The 20,870-nt window shown below is 70.5% G+C and carries 20 protein-coding genes; 9 read left to right on the forward strand and 11 right to left on the reverse strand.

Going from position 1 to position 20,870, the window contains the following annotated elements; genetic code table 11:
- Positions 1 to 27: 27 nt before the first annotated feature.
- The 5 genes from M4960_RS12795 to hemE form a co-directional block, all read right to left on the reverse strand.
- Positions 28 to 258: a DUF3618 domain-containing protein gene (locus tag M4960_RS12795; protein WP_111083767.1), complete on the reverse strand. Its 231-nt coding sequence runs from the start codon at positions 256 to 258 to the stop codon at positions 28 to 30.
- 32 nt (positions 259 to 290) lie between these two features.
- Positions 291 to 749, reverse strand: a complete 459-nt coding sequence (locus M4960_RS12800) for a phage holin family protein (protein WP_248704438.1) — start codon at positions 747 to 749, stop codon at positions 291 to 293.
- Positions 746 to 1,000, reverse strand: a complete 255-nt coding sequence (locus M4960_RS12805) for a hypothetical protein (RefSeq protein ID WP_017887727.1) — start codon at positions 998 to 1,000, stop codon at positions 746 to 748. The genes M4960_RS12800 and M4960_RS12805 overlap by 4 nt, the downstream gene beginning before the upstream one ends.
- A gap of 100 nt (positions 1,001 to 1,100) precedes the next feature.
- Positions 1,101 to 2,441, reverse strand: a complete 1,341-nt coding sequence (locus tag M4960_RS12810; protein WP_248704439.1) for an FAD-dependent oxidoreductase — start codon at positions 2,439 to 2,441, stop codon at positions 1,101 to 1,103.
- Positions 2,438 to 3,535, reverse strand: coding sequence for a uroporphyrinogen decarboxylase (gene hemE, locus M4960_RS12815; protein WP_134195489.1), 1,098 nt, complete (start codon positions 3,533 to 3,535; stop codon positions 2,438 to 2,440). Before hemE ends, M4960_RS12810 begins: the two co-directional genes overlap by 4 nt.
- A gap of 47 nt (positions 3,536 to 3,582) precedes the next feature.
- Between hemE and M4960_RS12820 the strand changes: the two genes are divergently transcribed.
- Positions 3,583 to 4,905, forward strand: a complete 1,323-nt coding sequence (locus M4960_RS12820; RefSeq protein WP_123294506.1) for a glutamyl-tRNA reductase — start codon at positions 3,583 to 3,585, stop codon at positions 4,903 to 4,905.
- 32 nt (positions 4,906 to 4,937) lie between these two features.
- Positions 4,938 to 5,342, forward strand: a complete 405-nt coding sequence (locus M4960_RS12825; RefSeq protein ID WP_260097337.1) for an NUDIX domain-containing protein — start codon at positions 4,938 to 4,940, stop codon at positions 5,340 to 5,342.
- Positions 5,343 to 5,345: 3 nt separating this feature from the next.
- Here the strand turns inward: M4960_RS12825 and M4960_RS12830 are convergent, their stop codons facing one another.
- The gene (locus M4960_RS12830; protein ID WP_123294504.1) at positions 5,346 to 5,621 is read right to left on the reverse strand and encodes a hypothetical protein; all 276 of its coding nucleotides are present in this window, start codon (positions 5,619 to 5,621) and stop codon (positions 5,346 to 5,348) included.
- Positions 5,622 to 5,720: 99 nt separating this feature from the next.
- On the opposite strand from M4960_RS12830, the gene M4960_RS12835 reads away from it, so the two are divergent.
- The 3 genes from M4960_RS12835 to M4960_RS12845 all read left to right on the forward strand — a co-directional run bounded on the left by M4960_RS12835 (position 5,721) and on the right by M4960_RS12845 (position 8,406).
- A complete protein-coding gene (locus tag M4960_RS12835; RefSeq protein WP_123294503.1) occupies positions 5,721 to 6,434 on the forward strand; it encodes a DUF4232 domain-containing protein in 714 nt (237 codons plus the stop codon).
- A gap of 137 nt (positions 6,435 to 6,571) precedes the next feature.
- The gene (locus M4960_RS12840; protein ID WP_248704440.1) at positions 6,572 to 6,991 is read left to right on the forward strand and encodes a GNAT family N-acetyltransferase; all 420 of its coding nucleotides are present in this window, start codon (positions 6,572 to 6,574) and stop codon (positions 6,989 to 6,991) included.
- Positions 6,992 to 7,050: 59 nt separating this feature from the next.
- Positions 7,051 to 8,406 (forward strand): hypothetical protein, encoded by a 1,356-nt coding sequence (locus tag M4960_RS12845; protein WP_248704441.1) that lies wholly within the window; start codon positions 7,051 to 7,053, stop codon positions 8,404 to 8,406.
- 9 nt (positions 8,407 to 8,415) lie between these two features.
- Here M4960_RS12845 and M4960_RS12850 read toward each other — a convergent pair whose 3' ends face one another.
- Genes M4960_RS12850 through M4960_RS12860 form a run of 3 tightly spaced genes read right to left on the reverse strand, consistent with a single transcriptional unit; the run spans position 8,416 to position 12,806 of the window.
- Positions 8,416 to 9,354: a serine hydrolase gene (locus tag M4960_RS12850; RefSeq protein ID WP_123294500.1), complete on the reverse strand. Its 939-nt coding sequence runs from the start codon at positions 9,352 to 9,354 to the stop codon at positions 8,416 to 8,418.
- Positions 9,354 to 11,318 carry a M13 family metallopeptidase gene (locus M4960_RS12855; protein ID WP_131880858.1) on the reverse strand — a complete coding sequence of 655 codons (1,965 nt, stop codon included), beginning with the start codon at positions 11,316 to 11,318 and terminating at the stop codon, positions 9,354 to 9,356. Before M4960_RS12855 ends, M4960_RS12850 begins: the two co-directional genes overlap by 1 nt.
- Before the next feature lie 39 nt (positions 11,319 to 11,357).
- Positions 11,358 to 12,806: a hypothetical protein gene (locus M4960_RS12860; protein WP_248704442.1), complete on the reverse strand. Its 1,449-nt coding sequence runs from the start codon at positions 12,804 to 12,806 to the stop codon at positions 11,358 to 11,360.
- A gap of 98 nt (positions 12,807 to 12,904) precedes the next feature.
- Between M4960_RS12860 and M4960_RS12865 the strand changes: the two genes are divergently transcribed.
- A complete protein-coding gene (locus M4960_RS12865) occupies positions 12,905 to 14,242 on the forward strand; it encodes a uracil-xanthine permease family protein (protein WP_248704443.1) in 1,338 nt (445 codons plus the stop codon).
- 163 nt (positions 14,243 to 14,405) lie between these two features.
- Here the strand turns inward: M4960_RS12865 and M4960_RS12870 are convergent, their stop codons facing one another.
- Complete coding sequence (locus M4960_RS12870; RefSeq protein ID WP_123294496.1) at positions 14,406 to 15,587, reverse strand: ATP-binding protein; 1,182 nt, start codon at positions 15,585 to 15,587, stop codon at positions 14,406 to 14,408.
- 174 nt (positions 15,588 to 15,761) lie between these two features.
- Here M4960_RS12870 and M4960_RS12875 point away from each other — a divergent pair, with 174 nt between their 5' ends.
- Together M4960_RS12875 and M4960_RS12880 are read left to right on the forward strand one after the other, a co-directional pair.
- Positions 15,762 to 17,072 (forward strand): MATE family efflux transporter, encoded by a 1,311-nt coding sequence (locus M4960_RS12875; RefSeq protein ID WP_248704444.1) that lies wholly within the window; start codon positions 15,762 to 15,764, stop codon positions 17,070 to 17,072.
- Positions 17,073 to 17,140: 68 nt separating this feature from the next.
- The gene (locus M4960_RS12880) at positions 17,141 to 18,313 is read left to right on the forward strand and encodes a lipopolysaccharide biosynthesis protein (RefSeq protein WP_248704445.1); all 1,173 of its coding nucleotides are present in this window, start codon (positions 17,141 to 17,143) and stop codon (positions 18,311 to 18,313) included.
- 198 nt (positions 18,314 to 18,511) lie between these two features.
- Here the strand turns inward: M4960_RS12880 and M4960_RS12885 are convergent, their stop codons facing one another.
- Complete coding sequence (locus M4960_RS12885; RefSeq protein WP_148058391.1) at positions 18,512 to 19,825, reverse strand: hypothetical protein; 1,314 nt, start codon at positions 19,823 to 19,825, stop codon at positions 18,512 to 18,514.
- A gap of 223 nt (positions 19,826 to 20,048) precedes the next feature.
- Between M4960_RS12885 and M4960_RS12890 the strand changes: the two genes are divergently transcribed.
- Positions 20,049 to 20,573 carry a DUF6578 domain-containing protein gene (locus M4960_RS12890; RefSeq protein WP_131878667.1) on the forward strand — a complete coding sequence of 175 codons (525 nt, stop codon included), beginning with the start codon at positions 20,049 to 20,051 and terminating at the stop codon, positions 20,571 to 20,573.
- The last annotated feature ends 297 nt before the right edge of the window (positions 20,574 to 20,870 follow it).

Consider the following 20,870-nt stretch of genomic DNA (forward strand, 5'->3'; position numbering starts at 1 on the left):
GCACCCGGTGGACCGCGCTCGGGCGGTCTACCGCCGTCGGAGCACCATCACGACGATACCCCCGACCACCGCTACTCCGGCTGCGAGGCCGGCCAGGTACGGGACCGGCTTCTCGTCGATGCCGCGCTTGACCTTCGACGCCGCGATGCCGATCTGCTTCGGCACGTTGAGCTTGTCCTCGATCGCGTCGAGGGTGTCGAACAGCTGGGCGCGGGTCGCGGCGACGCGGTCTGCGAGATCGTCGTGCGGATCGGTCACGGTTCCTCCGTCGGTGGTGCGGCTGTCGGGGCTCAGAACCGGCCGCCGACGTCCGGCTTGCGGCTGCCGTACTGGCTCGGCGGAGTGGGCTTCTTGCCCATCCCCTTCACCGCGTTGATGTCGTTCTTGACGCTGTCGATCGTGCGCTTCGGCGTGATCGGGAGGCCCTTCTTCAGGCGCTTCCAGCCGATCCACCCGAGGATGGCGGCGACGATCAGCATCACCACGGCGATCACGATCGCTGCGAGCCAGGCCGGCATCACGGTCGCCAGGCCCATCACGGCGGCGGTCAGGAACACGCCGATCGCGTAGAGCACGATGACGAGTGCACCGACCAGCAGCCCCGCGGCGAGCCCGAAGATCTTGGCCTTCGTGAGCATCTCGGCCTTGAGCAGGTCGATCTCACCCTTGACCAGGCCCTTGACGAGCTTCGGGACGTCGCCCACCAGACCGAACAGCGAACGCGACTTGCGGTCGCGGGTGTCGGTCATGAGGTGGTGGTGTCCTTCTTCTGGCCGACCTTGCGGACGGCCTTCTTGGTCGTCTCACCGATGAACTCGGCGACGTCCGGGGTCTTGTCGGCGATGAAGTCCTCGGCGACGTGCACGCCCTTCTGGACGCCGTTGCTGTTCCAGACCTTGCCGCTGACGGTCTTGATCTGCTCGTACCGCGCCCGTCCGGCTCGCGATCCCAGGACGTACCCGAGTGCGGCGCCGGCGACGAACAGGAGCTTTCCGCGCATGTGCGATTCCTCCGTTGGTTCAGTGTGCGGTGGTCATGCGCCGAACGGAATACGTCCGACGGTCTCACCAACAGTAGCCCCCGGGCGGTCTGGGGTCCGCTCAGGAATCCAGGATCTGTCCAGCGGCGGTGCGGGCGGCCGCGATGATCCCGGTCAGGCCACGTCCGGAGCTGGCCTCGCCGATGCCGACGACCCCCTCGGCCAGCCCGGCAGCGGTCAGGTCCGGACCGTGCCAGCGGACGCGCGCAGCGCCCGCGACGTGCGTCGCCGTCAGGGGGACGCCGAGCAGCGTGGCCGCGTCGTGCAGCGCTCGGGTGCCGACGGGTCCGTCCGGGTCGACCGGGAGGCTCGTGGCCGCGTCGTCGGGACCGCTCGCGCCGTGCGCGCTGGTCGCGTCGGCGGGCGTCGCGTAGCTCAGGCGCAGCACGTGGCGGCCGGCAGCCGCCTCGGCGAGCCACGGCCACTTCACCGTCGCGTGCGTCAGGGCCTTCGCCGACACGGCCCGCGCGTCCGGGTGCACGAGCATCCCGGTCCCGCGGGGGGCTGCGTCGAGCTCGGGCTGGTCGACGACGAGCGTGACGAGTTCGATGCCGGTCCGGTCCGGCGCCGCGGTGCGCTCGGGATCGGGCACCGACGACAGGGCGTGCTGGGCGGGCAGGCGTTCGACCGCGCCGTCGGCGGAGACGACCTCGACCGCGTGCGCCTCGATCCGGGTCGCCCGGGTGTGCAGCCGGACGTCGACGCGGTAGGTCTCCATGTCGGCGACGAGTTCGTCCACGAGCCGGACGATCCCGCCGCGGATCCCCTGCACCGGGGTACCGGCGGCCGCGCGGGCCCGGAGTGCCAGGACCGCGCGGGCCAGCGAGCCCTCGCGGAGCAGTGCCGCACGGAGGCCGGGAGCCACCCGCTCCGGGTCGAGCTGGTCCGGGTGGGTGGAGTGCACCCCGCCGGCGATCGGGACGACCAGGTCGTCGAGGACCCGCTCCCCCATGCGCCGCCGGACGAGTTCGCCCAGGGACTCCGCCTTGGCGCCGACCGGTCCGGGCAGCAGCGAGTCCATCTGTGCGCGGAGCCCGCCCTTCTGCCCGACGACGGCGAGCACGTCGGCGGCCATCGGGGTGCTCGGGATGCCGAGGAGCCCGGTCGCGGGGATCGGCGACGTCCGGCCGTCACGGGTCATCAACCAAGCACCGCGCGGGTCCGGGGCGACGACGTCGTTGCCGAGCCCGAGTTCGATCGCCAGGCGGCCGACCGCGTCCGTGCGGGTCGCGAACGAGTCCGCCGCCATGTCGAGGTCGAGGCCGCCGACCGTGTGCCGCCGGATCATGCCGCCCAGCACGCCGGACGACTCGACGAGCACGACGTCCGCGCCGCCCTTCGCCAGGTCACGGGCCGTGACGAGTCCGGCGATCCCGCCGCCGACCACGACGACGTCGGTCACGCGGCAGACCCGTCACCGAGCGAGTGGACCAGCTCGACGACGCGCGTCAGCACCGTCGGGTCGGTCTCGGGCGGCACACCGTGGCCGAGGTTCACGACGTGGGCGCGGGCGGCGCCACCGCGGCGGACGACCTCGCGCACGTGCGCTTCGAGGACCTCCCACGGGGCCGCGAGCATCGCCGGGTCGATGTTGCCCTGCACGCTGACGCCGGTGCCGACGCGGCGGACGGCCTCGTCGAGCGGGAGCCGCCAGTCGACCCCGACCGCGTCGACGCCGACCGTGTCGGTGCCGAGCGTGGTCATGTCGGCGAGGACCTCGCCGCTGCCGACGCCGAAGTGGATGCGCGGCACGCCCAGGTCGGTCACGTGGGACAGCGCCTGCGCCGAGTGCGGTGCGACGTACCGGACGTAGTCGGCGCGCGACAGGGACCCGACCCACGAGTCGAAGAGCTGCGCGGCCGAGGCCCCGGCGAGCACCTGGGCCCGGAGAAACGCCCCCGACACCTCGGCCGCCCAGGCCAGCAGCCGCGACCAGGTCTCCGGCTCCGCGTGCATGAGGGTGCGTGCCCGGATGTGGTCCTTCGACGGGCCGCCCTCGACCAGGTACGCGGCGAGCGTGAAGGGTGCGCCTGCGAACCCGATCAGCGGGGTGTCGCCGAGCTGCTCGACCGTGCGGGCGACCGCCTGCCGGATCGGCTCGAGGGCCGCCGGGTCCAGCGGCTCGAGGGCGTCGACGTCCGCCGCGGTGCGGATCGGTGAGCCGAGCACGGGGCCGCGACCGGGGACGATCTCGACGTCCACGCCCGCGAGCTTGATCGGCACGACGATGTCGCTGAAGAAGATGCCGGCGTCCACCCCGTGCCGGCGGACGGGCTGCAGCGTGATCTCCGACGCCATCTCGGGGTCGAGGCACGCGTCGAGCATCGCCGTGCCCACCCGGAGCTCGCGGTACTCGGGCAACGACCGACCGGCCTGCCGCATGAACCAGACCGGCAGCGTCTCCGGACGGTCACCCCGCAGGGCCCGGACGAGGCGGGACCCGCTCGTCCGCCCTGATGCCAGGGGGTGGGAGTCGGGGAGGGATGTGGTCGTCACGTCGGTCACCGGATGATTGTCCCATCGAGCGCGTTACCATTGGCTACGTGCTCATCTGTCTCACGGCGTCGCATCGCAACGCCAGCTTCGACCTCTTGGAGCGACTGAGCATCGCTGCCCCGGCCGCAGCAGGCCACCTCGTGACGGATTCCGACGTTCTGGACGGCGCCGTCGTCCTCGCCACCTGCAACCGTTTCGAGGCCTACCTCGACATCGCTGGCGACGACCGCGACTCCGCCGTCGCCGCCACCGTGCAGGCCGTGGCCGCTGCGAGCGACCTGGACGCCACCGAACTGCGTGATTCGGTCAACGTGCTCGGCGGCAAGGACGTCGTGCAGCACCTGTTCGCCGTGTCGAGCGGACTCGAGTCCGTCGTCGTCGGCGAGACCGAGATCTCCGGCCAGGTCCGCCGCTCGCTCGAGGACGCCCGGAGCAACGGCACCACCACCTCGGACCTCGAGCGGCTGTTCCAGGAAGCCGCCCACACCTCGCGCGGCGTCAAGACCCGCACCCGGATCGGTGCCGCCGGTCGTTCGCTCGTGCGCCTCGGCCTGCAGCTCGCGTCGTCGCGCGTCACCGACTGGGCGCACACCCGCGTGCTGCTGATCGGCACCGGCAGCTACGCGGCCACCACCATCGCGGCCCTGCGCGACCGCGGTGCCGTGCACATCCAGGTGTTCTCGCCCTCGGGCCGTGCCGCCTGGTTCGCCGCGAAGCACGACCTCGTCGCCGCCCGTGACCTGCGCCACGCGATCGGCACCAGCGACGTCGTGATCACCTGCACGTCGAGCGAGCTCCCGGTCGTCGCACCGGCCGACCTCGACGACGGCATCCGCCGCATCGTCATCGACCTCGGACTCCCCCGCAACGTCGACCCGGCTGCCGCCGGTGTCGACGGCGTCGAGCTGCTCGACCTCGAGACGATCAGCCTGCACGCCCCGATCTCCGAGCTGAACGCCGAGTCCGAGGCCCGCGCGATGGTCGACGACGCCGTGTCCCGATTCCGGGCGCAGGCGCTCGAGCAGTCCACCACCCCGGCCCTCGTCGCCTTCCGCAAGCACGTGTTCGACATCCTCGACGACGAGATCGACCGTGCGAAGCGCCGCGGTGACGCCGACGGCGAGTCCGCCGAGCACACCGAGCGCGCCCTCCGGCACCTGGTGGGCGTCCTGCTGCACCGCCCGTCGGTCCGGGCCCGCGAGCTCGGCCGCGCCGGCCGTGGCGAGGAGTTCGTCGGGGCCATCGACGCCCTGTTCGGCGTGCGACCCGAGCCCGAGGCAGAGCTGCCGGCGCCCGTCGTCCCGCTCGCCGACCGCACCGCCCTGGACCCGACCGTCTCGAAGCGCGCCGACGAGGCGGACGCGAGCTGAGCCTCCCGGCCGACACGACCCAGCCACCCACGCTGCGGGTCAGCGCGCTCCTGCTGGTGCGGGACCGACGCGTCCTGATGGTGCGTGCGCGAGCGCGCGACGTGCTCTACCTGCCCGGCGGCAAGGCCGAGCCGCACGAGACCGACCTCGACGCCGCCATCCGCGAAGCACACGAGGAGACCGGCCTGCGGGTGACCGCCGATGACGTCGACCCGTTCGGTGTCGTCCTCGAGCCGGCCCACGGGCAGGCGCCAGGCACCATGGTCGCGATGACCCTGTTCCTGGTCCGACCAGGAGGCCCGTTGGACTCCGCCACGCCCGTCGCCTCGGCAGAGGTCGACGAGGTCGAGTGGGTCACCTCGGCGGACGCCGGTCGCTGCCCGCCAGCGGGCGTGGAGACGCTCCGCCGCCTGGTGGCGGCGGAGCGCATCGACTAGTCGTCAGGCCTGGTCCTTGTCGACGTAGTGACCGGTCTCGCCGTCCTGCGTCGGTTCGGCCTCGCCGGGGATGTCCGACTCGACGTACTCGCCGTCGGGTCCGCTCGACTCCGGGCGGGCCTCGCCCGGGATGTCGCTCGCGACGAACTCGCCGACGGGTTCCGTCGTCGTGACGCGCTCCTCGCCGGGGATGTCGCTGTCCGTGAAGGCACCTGCGCGGGTCTCGACCCCGTCCGCGCGGCCCTCGTCGCCACGTGCCTGTTCGTGCTTGCCCGTCATGTCCGACCTCCGCTGCTCGGGTTCCTTGCTCCGGAGTGTGCTCGCGGTCCCTGGATGCCGACCGAACCGCGATCTCCCGGTGGTGGTTGCCTGTGCACCATGCAACGCAGCAGTCGATCGAAGTTCCTGCTCGCCGTCACCGGGCTCGTCGCAGTCGGGGCGTTGGCGGGTTGTGCCTCCGGCGGGGAACCCTCCGCCACCGAGACGGTGACCGCACCCGCGCCGTCGCCGTCCGCGTCGTCGTCCTCGTCGGCGTCGTCGTCGTCCGCGACCCCGTCGTCCGGCTCGTCGGCGTCAGCCGGCACCGGTTCCGGGTCTTCCGGGTCCGGGTCGTCGGGGTCCGGGTCGTCGGGGTCCGGGTCGGCCGCTGGCGGTCGCTGTGCCGCGTCCTCGCTCGCCGCCAGCATCGAGCCGGGCAGCGGCGGTGCGGCCGGCAGCGTCATCGTGCACCTCGCCCTGCAGAACACCGGCTCGACCACCTGCACCCTGCAGGGCTGGCCGGGCGTCTCGTTCGTCGGCGGCGGCAACGGCACCCAGATCGGTGCTGCAGCGACCCAGGAGAAGAGCTCACCGCACCCGACCGTGACCCTGGCCGCCGGGCAGACCGCCGTGGCGCCGCTCAAGATCGTCCAGGCCGGGAACTACTCCAAGGCCGACTGCTCGCCGAAGACCCCGGACGGCTTCCGCGTGTACCCGCCCGGATCCAAGCAGTCGCTGTTCGTGAAGGACGCTGACTACCAGGCGTGCTCGTCCGCCGATGCGTCGCTGCTGTCCGTGCAGGCGCTCGTGCCGGAGGGGCAGGCGACGTCGTAGCGGGTGGGTGACGGCTGGCTCGTCAGGCAGCCGGATCGCCGTGATGCCCTTGGAGGGCACCTCCGGCAGTTCACCGGACGCCCGGCGGCGGTGTAGATCTCGGCCTGCCCACCTCGGGCCTCGTGCACGATGGACCGATGACCTTCGCCATCAGGGACGAACGACCGGGGACCGACGAACTCGTCACCCTCTACGACGCCGTCGGGTGGACCGCGTACACGCAGGACCCCGCCGCTCTCGCCAGGGCGATCGCTGGCTCCCACACCGTGCTGACCGCACGCGACGACGACGACCGCTTGCTCGGGCTCGTCCGCACGGTGTCCGACGGCGTGACGATCGTCTACGTCCAGGACCTGCTCGTGGTGCCGGAAGCGCACCGGTCCGGCGTCGGCGGCGCGTTGCTCGACGCCGTCCTCGAGCGGTACGCGGGTGTCCACCAGACGGTCCTGCTCACCGATGCGGAGCCAGGTCAGCGCGCGTTCTACGAGTCACGTGGCTTCGTCGAGGTCCACGACGTCGCCGCGCAGCCGTTGCGGTCGTTCGTGGTCCTCCGCTGAGCACCGATGGGTCTCACGACCGATACCGCACTGCGACGGCCCGTTCCTAGACTCACGGCATGGGGGCTCGAAGACGAACACGGTCCGCGGCAGCGATCGCGACCACACTCGGGGCCCTGCTGGCACTCGCAGCGTGCACGATGCCACCGCCGCCGCACGGGTCGGAGTCGGCGCTCGCGGACCTGATCGCGGACGTCGATCGGCTGCCCGGCGTGAACTCGACCGAAGGTGAGATCCGCCAGTTCGACGCCAAGGACGACCCGGACCACTGGCTCACGTCGCTCCAGGTCACCGCGGACACCGCCGACCTCGCCGTCGCCGAGCGGGTCCGGCGGACGGCCGAGCGCGGTGTCACCGGCACGACGCTGCAGGTGACACTCGACGTGCCGTCTGCGCGGAAGACCGCTCCGGTCAGCCTCGATCCGATGGACCGCAGGGTCGTCGGCCTGGCCGGTCGGCTGCGCACGCAGACCTTCGTGCGACAGCTGTGGATGACCCCGACCGGTTCGAGGATCGGGCTCGTGCGGGACGTCAGCTTCAGCGATGCAGCGAAACGTGTGCGGACGATCACCGGTCCAGAGCCGACGAACACGAGTACGACGAGGACGACGACCTTGAGCCGCGGCGACGTGTCCGTCGACGTCACGGCCACGCACCCCGGCCGGGCCCTGATGCGCATGATCGACACACTCGCCGACGACCACCACGTGGAGCGCCTCTACTACTCGCCCGGGACGACGTACGCAGACGCGGCGCGGGCCCCCGACGACGCTTCCGGCCTCCCGGCAGTGGCCGATCGGCCGTCCCTGTCGATCGGCGTGCGTCCGCTCGGCGACGTCGCCGAGACCCTCGCCGCGACGACGGACGAGGCAGCCGATGCACACCGCGCACCGCGGACCGCCTTCGACCTGGGCAGCGGCGCGGTCAGTGGGTGGCTCGGGCTCCCCCTCGACGCACCCAAGCCGCGGGATGCCGGTCCGGACGGCGACGCACCGACGAGTCCCACGCCGACCCCGTGGGTCCCTGCAGACGTCGACGACCGCGCCACCGTGCTCCGCGCGTTCCTCGAGCGGTCAGCAGCGGCCGCCGGGGTCCCGGCGACCGTGACGACGGGCACCGAACAGTGCGCGACGTCCGGGTCGTCCGACCTGACCGGCACCCGGGCGACGGCGCTCAGCGTGGTACCCGTGTTCGACGTGGTCGACGACGCCCAGGAGCCGTTCGACGCCGTGACCGCGCTCTGGACGTCCGAGGGCCTCGGGGTCAGTGACCGCGCGATGGGCCGCGACTCCTGGTCGTCTTCCTCCGGCGCAGACCCGGCCACCGCCAGCATCCGCGGCACCGTCGACGGGTTGAGCCTCACCGCCGAGTCGGCCTGCGTGCCGCCACCCGACGCAACGTCCGAGGGGAACTGAGCGACCCGGTCAGCGGCGCGCCGGGGCGTGCACTGCCTCGAGCAGTTCGGTGCCCATGGTCCGCAGTGCCTCGATGACCGCGAGGCGCCGCTGCAACGTGGCGTCGTCGAACGTCACCGTCACGGCGTAGCTGACCGACGACCCCGGGCCGCGGAGGATCCCGGCCTCGGCGCGGACGCCCGTGCTCGAACCCGTGACCGCGACGACCTGCAGCCCGTGGTCGAGCGCACGGTGCGCCAGGGGGTCGAGGCCGAACGAGCCGGCGACCAGGTTCAGATCGCTCGCCAGCGACAGCCAGCCGAGCACCCGGTTCGAGACCGCTTCGTCCACGACCTCGCCGAGCGCCAGTCCGCGCATCACCCACGCGAGCTCACCCGTCGGGGCCACCGAGGCATCCGGGGCGTCGTCCGGACCACGACGGTCGCGCACCCGGTCGATCAGCGCGGTCCGCTCGATGCCGAGCGACTCCGCACGCTCGCGGACGGCGTCGATGCCGACCGTCGACAGCAGTGCGTTCATCGCCCAGGTGTCACCGGTGGCGCCGACCAGGGTCGCCAGGTCGGGCACCTGCATCGTCGGTTCCTGCAGGAACTGCCACAGCCCGGCGCCGGTCGCGGTGTCCCGTGCCATGCGCTGGAGGCGGTCGCCGTGCAGGCGTCCGTCCTCGAGCTGTGCCGCGACCTCGATCAGCAGCAGCACCCTGCCGAGGCTCGCGACGGGCTGCACGACGGTGTCGTCGATCGCGAGCAGGGCCTTGCCGGTCGAGGTGTCGATCACCGAGGCGCTGACGCCGGCGCCGTCGAGGGCGAGGGCACCGAGGGCCTCGGTCGTGGCGCCGAAGCGGTCGTCCGGCCGACCGCTGTGCCGACCGCGGGCCCGACCGCCACCATCCGAGCGGTCCTCCGGCCGCCGACGGCGAGACGACCGAGCCGCGTCCGGCTCCACCATCACCAGATCGCGACGCGCTCGGCGGGGTCGAGGTACATCGCGTCCTTCTCGGTCACGCCGAACGTGTCGTAGTAGCCGTCGATGTTGCGGACGACCTGGTTGCACCGGAACTCGTTCGGCGAGTGCGGGTCGATCGACAGCAGGCGCGCGGCTTCCTCCGGACGGATCGCCATCTGCCACGCCTGCGCCCAGCTCAGGAAGAACCGCTCGGCACCGGTCAGGCCGTCGACGACCGGGGGCTCCTGACCGTCGAGCGACAGCAGGTACGCCTTCCACGCGATCGACAGGCCACCGAGGTCGCCGATGTTCTCGCCGATCGTCAGGGCACCGTTGACGTGGCCGTCCGGCACCTCGGTCGGGACGAGCGCGTCGTACTGGGCGATGAGGGCCTTCGTGCGCTCCTCGAACGCCGTGCGGTCGGCCTCGGTCCACCAGTTCTCGAGCTTGCCGTCGCCGTCGTACTGCGAGCCCTGGTCGTCGAAGCCGTGCCCGATCTCGTGGCCGATGACGGCACCGATCGCACCGTAGTTGGCGGCGGCGTCGCGGTCGGCGTCGAAGAACGGGAACTGCAGGATCGCCGCGGGGAACACGATCTCGTTGAAACCGGGGTTGTAGTACGCGTTGATCGTCTGCGGGGTCATGAACCACTCGTCGCGGTCGATCGGCTTGCCGATCTTGCCGAGCTCGCGGTCGACCTGGAACGACGCGACGGCGCGGACGTTCGCGACGAGGTCGTCGGGCACGACCGGCAGCGCCGAGTAGTCGCGCCACTTGACCGGGTACCCGATCTTCGGCGTGAACTTGTCGAGCTTGTCGAGGGCACGCGCACGGGTCTCGTCGGTCATCCAGTCGAGCGCCGTGATGCTCTGCCGGTACGCCTCGACCAGGTTGGCGACGAGGTCGTCCATCGTGGCCTTCGAGGTCTCGTCGAAGTGCTCCTGAACGTAGATCCGGCCGACGGCCTCGCCCATCGCGCCCTCGACCAGGGAGACGCCGCGCTTCCAGCGCTCGCGCTGCTTCGGCGCCCCGGTGAGGGCGGTGCCGTAGAACGAGAAGTTCGTGGCCGAGAACGCGCTCGTCAGGTACGCGGCCGAGCCACGGATGACCTGCCAGCGCAGCCAGTCCTTCCAGACCTCGAGCGGCTGGTCGCGCAGGAGCTCGGCAAGGCCCGTGATGAACGACGGCTCGCGGACCACGACCGTCTCGAACGCGCCGGCCGGTGCGTCGATGGCCTGCCACCACGTCTGCAGGTCGATGCCCTCGGCGAGCGCCGCGACCTCGGCCCAGGGCAGCTTGTTGTAGGTCTTCTGGCTGTCGCGGGTGGTGACGTTGTCCCAGTGCTTCGACGCCAGGGCCGTCTCGAGCGCGATGACGTGCTCGGTGCGGTCGCCGCCGTCCTCGAACCCGGCGAGCGGGAACATCGCCGCGACGAACTCGCGGTACTTCGTCCGGATGTCGGCGAAGCGCTCTTCACGGTAGTAGGACTCGTCGGGCAGGCCGAGACCGGACTGCTCGAGGAACACGACGTAGGACTCGGGGTCGCCCGGGTCGTTGTCGACGAAGAGCTGCAGGAAGCTCGGCAGCCCCAGGCGCTCGAAGCGTCCGACGGTGGCGATGAGCTCGGGCACGGACTCGATGGCCGTGATCTCGGCGAGCAGCGGCTCGATCGGCGCGGTGGCGAGCTCTTCGAGCCGTGCTTCGTCGGTGAAGGACGAGAAGAGGTCACCGACCTTGCGCTCCTCGGTGCCGGGGGCGGCCTGCTGCGAGCGCTCGATGATCGCGCGGACGGCGAGTTCGGCGGCCTCGGCCAGCACCGTGAACGAGCCGTAGCGGGCCTTGTCGTCGGGGATCGGCGTCTCGGCGATCCAGGTGCCGTTCACGTGGCGGTACAGGTCGTCCTGGGGGCGCACCGCGGGGTCGAGTTCGTCAGTGTGGATGCCGGAGGCACGTGCGACGTCGGTCATGCCGTCCACGATAGCCACCGACGCCATGTTCGAGCGGAGTCAGTCGCGGTGGGCTGCGCGACCACGCAACCGGCGGGCCACGACGAGCCCCCCGAGGCCGGACGCCAGGAGTGCAGCGGCGATCCGTACGGGCACGCTGGGGTCGGTTCCCGTGTACGCCAGTTGCTTCGCCGAGACGACGGTGATCCGGCCCGCTGCCGCGTGCTGCGCCGTCGGGTGGGTACCGGTGGACACCTCGGGCCTGGAGCCCGTGCCGTGACCGGGGCCCTGGCCGGGCTCCGGCCGCGGCGTCGGGTGGACCGGGAGCTTCGGCAGCACCAGGCGGAGCGCGCCTTGTTCGACGCCGTCCACCCGCTGTCGCGCGATGACCACGTCGCCCGGCAGCAGCGTGCGCGGGACCGTGAGTTCCCAGCCGCGTCCGATCGACGTCGCGATCGGGTGTCCGTCGGCGCTCTCGATCGCGGTGCCGTCCTCGGCCTCGAGCGCGACGACCCCACCGATCTCGCCGGTGCCCGCGAGCCGGACGGACCCGTCGGCGAGGACGTCGACCGTGCCGGTGAGTGCGAGGGGGATCGTGACCCGTGCTTCGGTCGCGCCGAGCTCGGTCGCGCCGTCGAAGGTCGTCACGGTGACGGAGTAGAAGCGGGCCGTGGCCGGGATGGGCAGCTCGACGGACCACGAGGTGTCCGCCGCGGTCGTCGCCGTCACCGGGCGGCCGTCGGGGTCGAGGACCGGCCCGTCGGCGTCCGCGAACCGCAGCGTCGTCCCGACCGGTGCCCGTCCGGCGATCGACACCCGTTCCGTCTCACGCGAAGCGGTCGCGGTGGACACGATCGCCGCACCCGAGACCGTGTACACGTCGTCGACACCGCCGTTGTGCGTGCCGTCGAAGTACTGCCACGCTTCGATGTGGTGGTCGCCGAAGGCCAGGTCCCGCAGGGTGGAGGACCAGGCACCGTCCGCATCCGCATCGGTCTCACCGACGGTCTCCCCGTCGTCCTTGATCACGATGTGCGCCCTGGGGTGCCCGGAGCCGTCGAGGGTGATCGTGCGGGCGAGGCCGTCGACGGTGGCGAGCATCTCCGGCGGGGTGAGCACGAGGACGTCCACCGGGACGTCGACCTGTCGTCCGGTCACCTGCGAGGTGACGTGCAGCACGCGTGCGCCCGATCGCACCCGGACCGGGGTGTTCCAGGCCCCGTCAGGGCCGGCCTCGGTCCACGTGGTCTCGACGCCGTCGCCCGTGATGCCCACGCTGCCCCCGGCCGGCCCGGTCCCGACGAGTGTGACGACACCCAGTCCGTGGTCGATCGACCGCACGCCGGCGGTGAAGTCGGCCCGCGGTGTCTGCCGCGTCGCGGCGGCACTGGACCCGTTCGCGGCGCTGGCCGAGGTGGCCGCCAGGACGGGCGACAGCGCGACCGCTGCGACGGCGACGGTCGCCAGGGCGCGACGTGCTGGGGAGATGGACGGGGACGACTGCGGCATGGTGCTCCTCCGGTGGTACTCCACACACCATATACAAGTTGTCCACAGGTGGGAACCGCGGGACGTCACGGGCCCACGGCTGCCGGTACGGTCATCGCATGGGACTTCCGTGGAAGCTGCACGGCGACGGCAAGACCGTCTCCGCGACGACGATCGTGGCACCGGACGAGCGACTGACCTGGGGCCGGACGATCGGTCTCGGCGTGCAGCACGTCGTCGCGATGTTCGGCGCCACCTTCCTGGTGCCGCTGCTGACGGGCTTCCCGCCGTCGACGACCCTGCTGTTCAGCGGCATCGGCACGATCCTGTTCCTGCTCATCACCGGCAACCGGCTGCCGAGCTACCTCGGGTCGTCGTTCGCCTTCATCGCACCGATCGGTGCTGCCACCAAGATCGGCGGCATCCCCCTCGCCCTGTCGGGCATCATCGTCGTCGGCGCCCTGCTCGCGATCGTCGGGCTCGTCGTGCACCTGGCCGGCGCCGGGTGGATCGACCGCCTGATGCCGCCGGTGGTGTCCGGCGCGATCGTCGCCCTGATCGGGTTCAACCTGGCACCTGCGGCGAAGAACAACTTCACCGCGGCCCCGGTCGTCGCGGTCATCACCCTCGCCGCGATCATCCTGGTCACCGTCCTGTTCAAGGGGCTGATCGGTCGCCTGTCCATCGTCATCGGCGTGCTCGTCGGCTACGTGGCGGCTCTGATCGGCGGCCAGGTCGACTACTCGAAGGTCGGCGATGCCGCCTGGATCGGCCCGCCGACGTTCACCGCTCCCGCGTTCGACCCATCGCAGCTCGCGATCTACCTGGCGTTCGTGCCGGTCGTGCTGGCGCTCGTCGCCGAGAACGTCGGCCACGTGAAGGGTGTCGGACAGCTCACCGGCCGCGACCTCACGCCCCTCACCGGCCGGGCGCTCTTCGCCGACGGCATCTCCACCGTGCTCGCCGGTGCCGGCGGCGGCTCCGCCACCACCACCTACGGCGAGAACATCGGCGTCATGGCCGCCACCCGCGTCTTCTCCACCGCCGCGTACTGGGTCGCCGCGATCGCCGCCGTCCTGCTCGGCCTCTCCCCGAAGATCGGTGCGGTCATCTCCTCCGTCCCCGCCGGCGTGCTCGGCGGCGCGACCACCGCCCTGTACGGGCTGATCGGTGTCATCGGCATCCGGATCTGGGTCGAGAACCGGGTCGACTTCTCGAAGCCGAAGAACCAGCTGACCGCTGGCATCGCGCTCATCATCGGCATCGCGGACTTCACGTTCGCGTTCGGCCAGGCGAGCTTCGGCGGCATCATCCTCGGCACCATCGCCGCGATCGTCGTCTACCACCTGATGGACCTGATCGGGCGGGCGCGCGGCACCGACGAGGCGACGCCCGTCGCATCCGAAGACGCGCACGCCGCCACCGGCGGTGTCCCCGCCGAACCACGCGCCGACTGACGCGAGTGGTCGGCCGGAACGCGCGTCCGGCCTGACGACGTGGGACCACCGGACGGGAGGCCCGTGGCAACGCCGCCACGGGCCTCCCGTCCGTCACGGCGCGGGTCGGAGATCCCGCGTCACGCGCGGAACGGACCGACGCCGCTGGCCCTGCCCTGTCTGCTCACGAGGGCAAGTCAGGCGCCGGATAGGCGTCCCACCCGCCGCTGCCACCGCCGTCGCGTGCTTCGGCAGCAAGCTGGCGGCGGATGTAGGCGCCGAGGTAAGGCAGAGAGAACTGCACGTACCCGTGTCCGGCTGCGTGGACGTACCCACTGTCGATGAGGCGCTTCTTGTAGACCTGCACGTACGCATCGGACACGCCCATGCGCTTGACGATGTCGGCGACTTTCGTGCGGTCGTCGTCCTGGGCCATTGCGTCAAGGAATTTCTGATCGACATCGGAGAGGTCGCCGTAGACACGGCTGATGACTCGACTCTCGACCGCCCTGATGGCTTTGTCGTGGGCGACGCTGGCGTCGGCGAGGGTGATGGTGGGTGCTGTGGAGTTGTTCCGCCACGCGTAGTCGCCAGCGAGCTGCACAAGGTAGGGGTAGCCCTGGGAGAGGGAGACGAGCTTGGTGAGCGCTTCATCTTCTACGCGCCGACCACCGACGCGCGCTGTCTCGGCGAACACCCGCCGCGTCTCCGGTGCGGTCAGGCGCTCGAACTCCACCTCGCGTGAGCGTCGCAGGAAGGTGGTGTGCTCTTCTGCGAGAAGTGCGTCGAGGCTCACCTTCACCCCGGCGAACACGACCATGATCTGCGCACCGTCACGGAGTGCGTGCGAGATCTGCAGAGCGAAACGGCTCAGTTCACGGAGACGGACCTTGCCGGAGGACACCTCGTCGATGGTGATGAGGATGCCCCCGCTCGTTCCGAGCGCAGAAGAAAGGGCGGTGAGGTCGGAGCGCAGCTGCGGCTTCACACTGCGGTGCCGATTCACGTACTCGATGTCCGCGCTGAACTCCCATACCCCGAACGAGGTCAGTCGCGCTCGACTCGCCGGGGTCATGTCGTTGATGAGGGTAGGGATGGTTGAGTCCATCACCCGTCCCATGAGCCCCGCACTGGCGTCATCGCTGATGACCAGCCAACCAGCGTCACGGGCATGATCTTCGAGGGTCGTCATGAACGAGGTCTTGCCAGCACCACGCAGTCCAGAGACGAGGACGGAGTGGTTCTCGCCGAAGTCGAGCGTGTCGAACACGGCACGGAGATCCGTGAGCTCTTCCCTGTGCCCGCCGAAGATGACAGGCTTCCTGCCGTAGCCCGGTGTGAACGGGGACGGTGCTGTCTCGACCATCGGGGCCTCCGAATCGTATTTATTTTATTCTATTCGCGAACAGCGTCCGACACCAGGACTCCTCGCGACGGTAGGCCCCCTGCCCGCCCTGCGGCCACACTCACCTCGCTTGCCGACACGACGGGTCCGCATCGCCGCCAGAATGGGCCGGTGCCCCGACCGACGCGACCCGCATTGACCAGCGAACGGCGTGCGGTCGATCGCGACATCGTGCGGCTGGCGGTACCCGCGCTCGGCGCGCTCGTGGTCGAGCCGCTCTTCCTGCTCACCGACACCGCACTCGTCGGCCACCTCGGTGCGACACCCCTGGCGGCCGTCGGACTCGCGAGTGCCGTGCTGTCGACGGTGACCGGGCTGCTGGTGTTCCTGGCGTACTCGACGACTCCGGCCGTGGCGCGCGCGCTCGGCGGTGGTGACCGTCGCGGCGCAGTCCACGCCGGCATCGACGGGATGTGGCTCGCGCTCGTGCTGGGAGTGGTCCTCGCGCTCGTCGGGTGGCCGCTCGCCGGGCCGCTCGTCGACCTGTTCGGTGCGTCGCCCGACGTCTCGGCGGCGGCGACCGCGTACCTGACGGTGTCGCTCATCGGGCTGCCCGGGATCCTGGTCGTCACCGCCTCGACCGGGCTGCTGCGCGGGCTGCAGGACACGAAGACCCCGCTCGTCGTCGCGACCATCGGGTTCGTCGCGAACGGGCTGTTGAACGCCGTCCTGATCTACGGGGCGGGGTGGGGCGTCGAGGGGTCCGCCGCCGGCACCGTCATCGTGCAGTGGGCGATGGCGATCGTCTACGTCCGGATCGCGGTGCGCGCCGCGCGATCGTCGGGAGCGCCGCTGCGGCCCGGCGCCTCGGGCGTCGTCCGGGCGCTGCGGTCCGGGGCCTGGCTGTTCCTGCGGACCGCGTCGTTGCGGATCGCGATGCTCGCGACGGTCGGGGCCGCTGCCGGGCTCGGGACCGCGGGACTCGCGACCACGCAGGTCGGGCTGACGGTGTTCTCGACCCTGGCGTTCGCGCTCGACGCCCTGGCCATCGCCGGGCAGGCGCTCGTCGGGCACGGGCTCGGGGCGGGGGATCCTGAGCGGGTACGGCTGGTGACGCGACGGCTCGTGCTGCTCGGGATCGTCGGTGGGGCGCTGCTCGGGGCGGTGACCCTGGCTGTCAGTGGTGTGCTCGGTCCGGTGTTCTCCGACTCGTCCGCCGTGCGGGACGCGCTGCCGCTCGTGCTGGTGCTCATCGCCGTCGGGATGCCCGTGGCCGGGTACGTCTTCGTGCTCGACGGGGTGCTGATCGGGGCCGGGGATGCGCGGTACCTGGCGATCGCGGGAGGCGTGAACCTGGTCGTGTACCTGCCGCTGCTGTGGTGGGCCGGCGGGACGCTCGCCGGGTTGTGGGCGGCGTTCGCCCTCGGGTACATCGGGGTCCGGGCGGTGACGCTCGGGGTGCGCGCGCATCGGCGTGGATGGGTGGAACAGGCGTTGGCGCGGTGAGCGAGTCTGGTTCTTCCAGCGGGGCTTCTGTGCCTGTGGCTCCGTCGTCTTCTGTGGCGTCGTCGGCCGTGCTCGCCACGGTCGGGATCGGGGTGCAGGGCGTCGCGAAGCTGCTCGTGACCGTCGTCGTCGGGCGGGTGTTCGGCACCGAGACCCTCGGGCAGACCACGGCGCTGTTGTCCCTGTCGGTGTTCGTCGCGCTGCTCTGGCCGAACGCCGCGGGCAACACCGCCTCTCGGTACCTGGCGATCGCGTTGCGGGGTCGGCGGTCGGACGCCGCGGTGAACAGGGTGCTCGGGCTGTCGATGCTGGTGTCGACCGTGGTGCTCGCCGCGGTCACCGTGCCGATCGCGGTCGCCTGGGGCAACGGCCCCGGCATGGTGCTCGGTGGTGTCGGGGTCGTCGTCGGCTACGGCCTGTACTGCTACGCCCGCGGAGCGCAGCTCGGCTACGGCCGGGCACCGCGGGTCGCGCTCTGGGACTCGGTGACGAGCGTGCTCGCGCTCGGGATGCTCGTGGTGGCGTGCGTCGCTCGGCTCGAGCCCTTCGTGCTGCTGCCGCTGGCCATCGGGTACACGGTGTTCGCGATCGCGTGCTGGCCTCGGGGGAACGACTTCGGCCCTGCGGCTCGTGAACCCGCTGCCGGGGCGCTCGGGTTCGCGGCGTGGAACGTGCTGGCGGTGGTGACCTCGAACGGGTTGCTGCAGTTGACGATGATCTCGGCGCAGGTGACCTCGTCGGCGCACGAGGCCGGGGTCTACGCGGCGGCGTTCACCCTGGCGACGCCGGCGTCGATGCTCGGGCAGGCGTTGGGGCAGGTGCTCGTACCGGCGTTTGCGCACCGGACGGATGGTGGGTCCTTGCGGTCTCGCGGAGCGCTGATGCTCGTCGTCGGGTTCGCCGCTGCTTCTGCCGTCGTGTTCGGTCTGGTGGCGCTGCTCGCCGGGTGGTTCCTGCCGATCGTCTACCCCGCCGAGGGGGCTGCTGCCGTGGCTGACCTGCGCTACTTGATGGTCGGGGTGTGGGTGTTCACCGTCGGGCTCGTGCCGGCGGCGCTGTTGCTCGCATCGGGGCGGTCACGGCAGGTGGCGTTGGCCTCGGTCGCCGGGTTCGTCGTCGGTGCTGGGCTCATGGCGGTGCTCGGGCCGGTGGCCGGCGTCGCGGGTGGGACGACGGGGTTCTTGGTGGGGAGTGCTGTCAACCTCGTGGCGGTGGTGGGGCTCGGGGTGCGGCGGCGCTGATTCCTCCGCACGTGGTGGGCGTCGGTGGAACGCCTCGTTTGACGTCCCGTCATTCGGAATCGTTTCGGACCACCTATCCGAGAACGCCCCCATCAGGAAGCACGGGGCTCGAGGGGGGAGCTGGACCGCTGCGCACGAAGTCGCGGTAGTCGACCCGCTATCGGTCCACCATTGCCGAGCTTGATCGAACGGCCTGGATCAGCGCGGGGCACGTATCAGTGTCGCGAGGACGGCATTCGCGCCTGTGGGACGCGCGGGGCCATACTGCCGAAGCAGCCACCGCAACATCGCACCGCCGGCGGCACCTGCGGCACCTACCGCTACGGCTGTGGCGAGTTCAGCTTGTGCTGACACGGCAGCTGCGGTTCCGACGCCCACCGCACCATCCACGATGAAGTCGCTTCCGGCATTACGGAACGACGCGCCGAAGCGTGACTGACTAAGCGAGCGTTTCACGTCCTGGATGGCAGGGACGAGCGTCTCCCTCACCCGATCTTGCAGCGTGTCCAGATCGTCGTTCTCGGACGCGCGATGCAGCTCCTGCAGCTTCAGTCGCCACGCTTCAAAGTCGTCTGATGACGCTCGTATCGCCACCGCTTCGGTGAGCGGAGTATCAGCGGTTGGAACCGCGACACGGCTGACTTCTCGAAGCATCGAAGCCGGAAATGCCTTCACTGAGTCGTTGTACCTCGCCCGCAGCAGCCCCAACGAGGCTCCGTTCGCGGGAACGTATTGAGCGGCACCGGCGTGAGCGACCGCGATGGTCTTCGCCAGGTAATACAACGGGGGTGCGAACTGCGTTGGCCGGTCCGCCCGTACCACTGGGAGGTTCATCTCAAGCTTCATGCCACGGATGCTGTCCCATGTGTGCAACTCGCTGTCGTCGGCGCTGTCGAGGAACCGCTGCAGAGTCTCGTTTCGACTGTCGATCCGGACCGCCGTTGCGAGTTGCTGCGTCGTTGCCCGGATCGTCGGCCACTGACTCCTGAGAACGATGATCCCAGCACGGATTGGCTTGTCGAGCACGTAGAGGTTGTTCACGATCGCGGCGAAGCGCTTTGCGGCCGCGGCAGCGTCGGCGCGTATTCGGTCGTAGCGGAACGGGTCGAGCCACATCTCGGGACCAGTAGCGACTGTGTCTGCCTGCCCGTCTGGTCGTCGGTACCGCGTTGCCCACAGCGGAGGAAGCCCACGGCCGTCCGAGAAGAAGTCCGCGAGCGGATCAAGTACCAGCAGTCTCGGGTAGTAAAGCAACGCGTCGCTGAGTTCCTGCCGCAGCAGTTGCTCACTCCAGAATGAACCGAGGAACCCGCCGAGGAACGAGGCGCGCGGCTGATCGTCGCTGGGTGTGCCGTCGAGATCCGGTTGCGCGTTCCAAAACTCGGTCAATGTATCGCGAATTTCGTCCAGCTCGCTCGTACTCAGCCGGTGCAGGGCTCCGTCCCGAACCCGCTGGCCCACGGCGTTATCCAGCGCATCCAGGATCGTTACGGGCGGCATCAGTGCGGGCATCTTGGACCTCCTCAAGCGGTGCCTACCGTAGCGGTCCACACCGACATCACCGATCAAGGCCGCAAAGGAGCGCACGTGCAATCACGGCCGATACCCGCCCCGCCTAATGGTTCAACCTCGTCGTCATCTGACGTGGCCAATGTCGGTTAGCCGATCGGTTAGCGGTCACTTCCGCCGAGATGTCGAGGGCTGGCGCCCTCTCTAGGCGGATAGCCTTCGGGACATGCCGCCCGAACAACGTCCGTCAAAACACGTAGTTTTCCCCGCGACAGCGCACGCTTTGTTCGCCGGTGCCCCTAGCTTCGTTGACCCGGCAGCTGAACGGCGACAACCCTGCGTCGTCCCGTCGGAGAGCATCGTGCCGCCTCTGGGAGACGGGGAGCGCGACGTCTGGCTCATCGAATGGCAGGTCGCGGAGGACGCTTTCGACGTCGCCGTCGGCGAGCAAGTTAGGTGGGACGTCGTCGACGCGGACCCGATTCGTCTCGGCCACTTCGGAGGCCGACGCACGGTGACCGAGGAACGCAACACCGATGCTGAGCAGCTTGGTGCCGGGCCAGAGCGCCCAATCGCCGGCATCGTCACTCGAATCGACCAGGTGTCGGTCCGGTACGGGCCGTCCGCGAACGGCTCGGGGCAGGAACCAATCCCAGGCTCTGCGATGCAGCACGCGGCGCGAACGTTGACCCCGCGAATCCCGCACGATGGGACGATCGTCGGCTGGGTCGTCCGCATCCGGCTCGACTGAAGTCGACTGGGGTCGCGCCCGGTAGAGCCCGAGTCAGCCGCCTCGAGTTCTCGTGGTCTGAGGACTCCGGACCTTCCCGTCGCAGGTGCTTCGTGATCACTGAGCCATCCTCAATCGAGACGGGCTCCGTCAAAATACACGACCCTCGAACAGGTTACATTTCCCACAACAAATATTACGATGCGGTAACGGGGTACGGGGTTCCAATCTCCTCGTCGGAGGGCGCCGAATAGCTTGCACAGACCGGGAACCACCCGGAGCGCTCACCAGCCGCACATTGCTGGTTCTCCACCCTGC

Source organism: Curtobacterium sp. MWU13-2055, assembly GCF_023242305.1.
In the GTDB taxonomy this organism is placed as follows: Bacteria; Actinomycetota; Actinomycetes; order Actinomycetales; family Microbacteriaceae; genus Curtobacterium.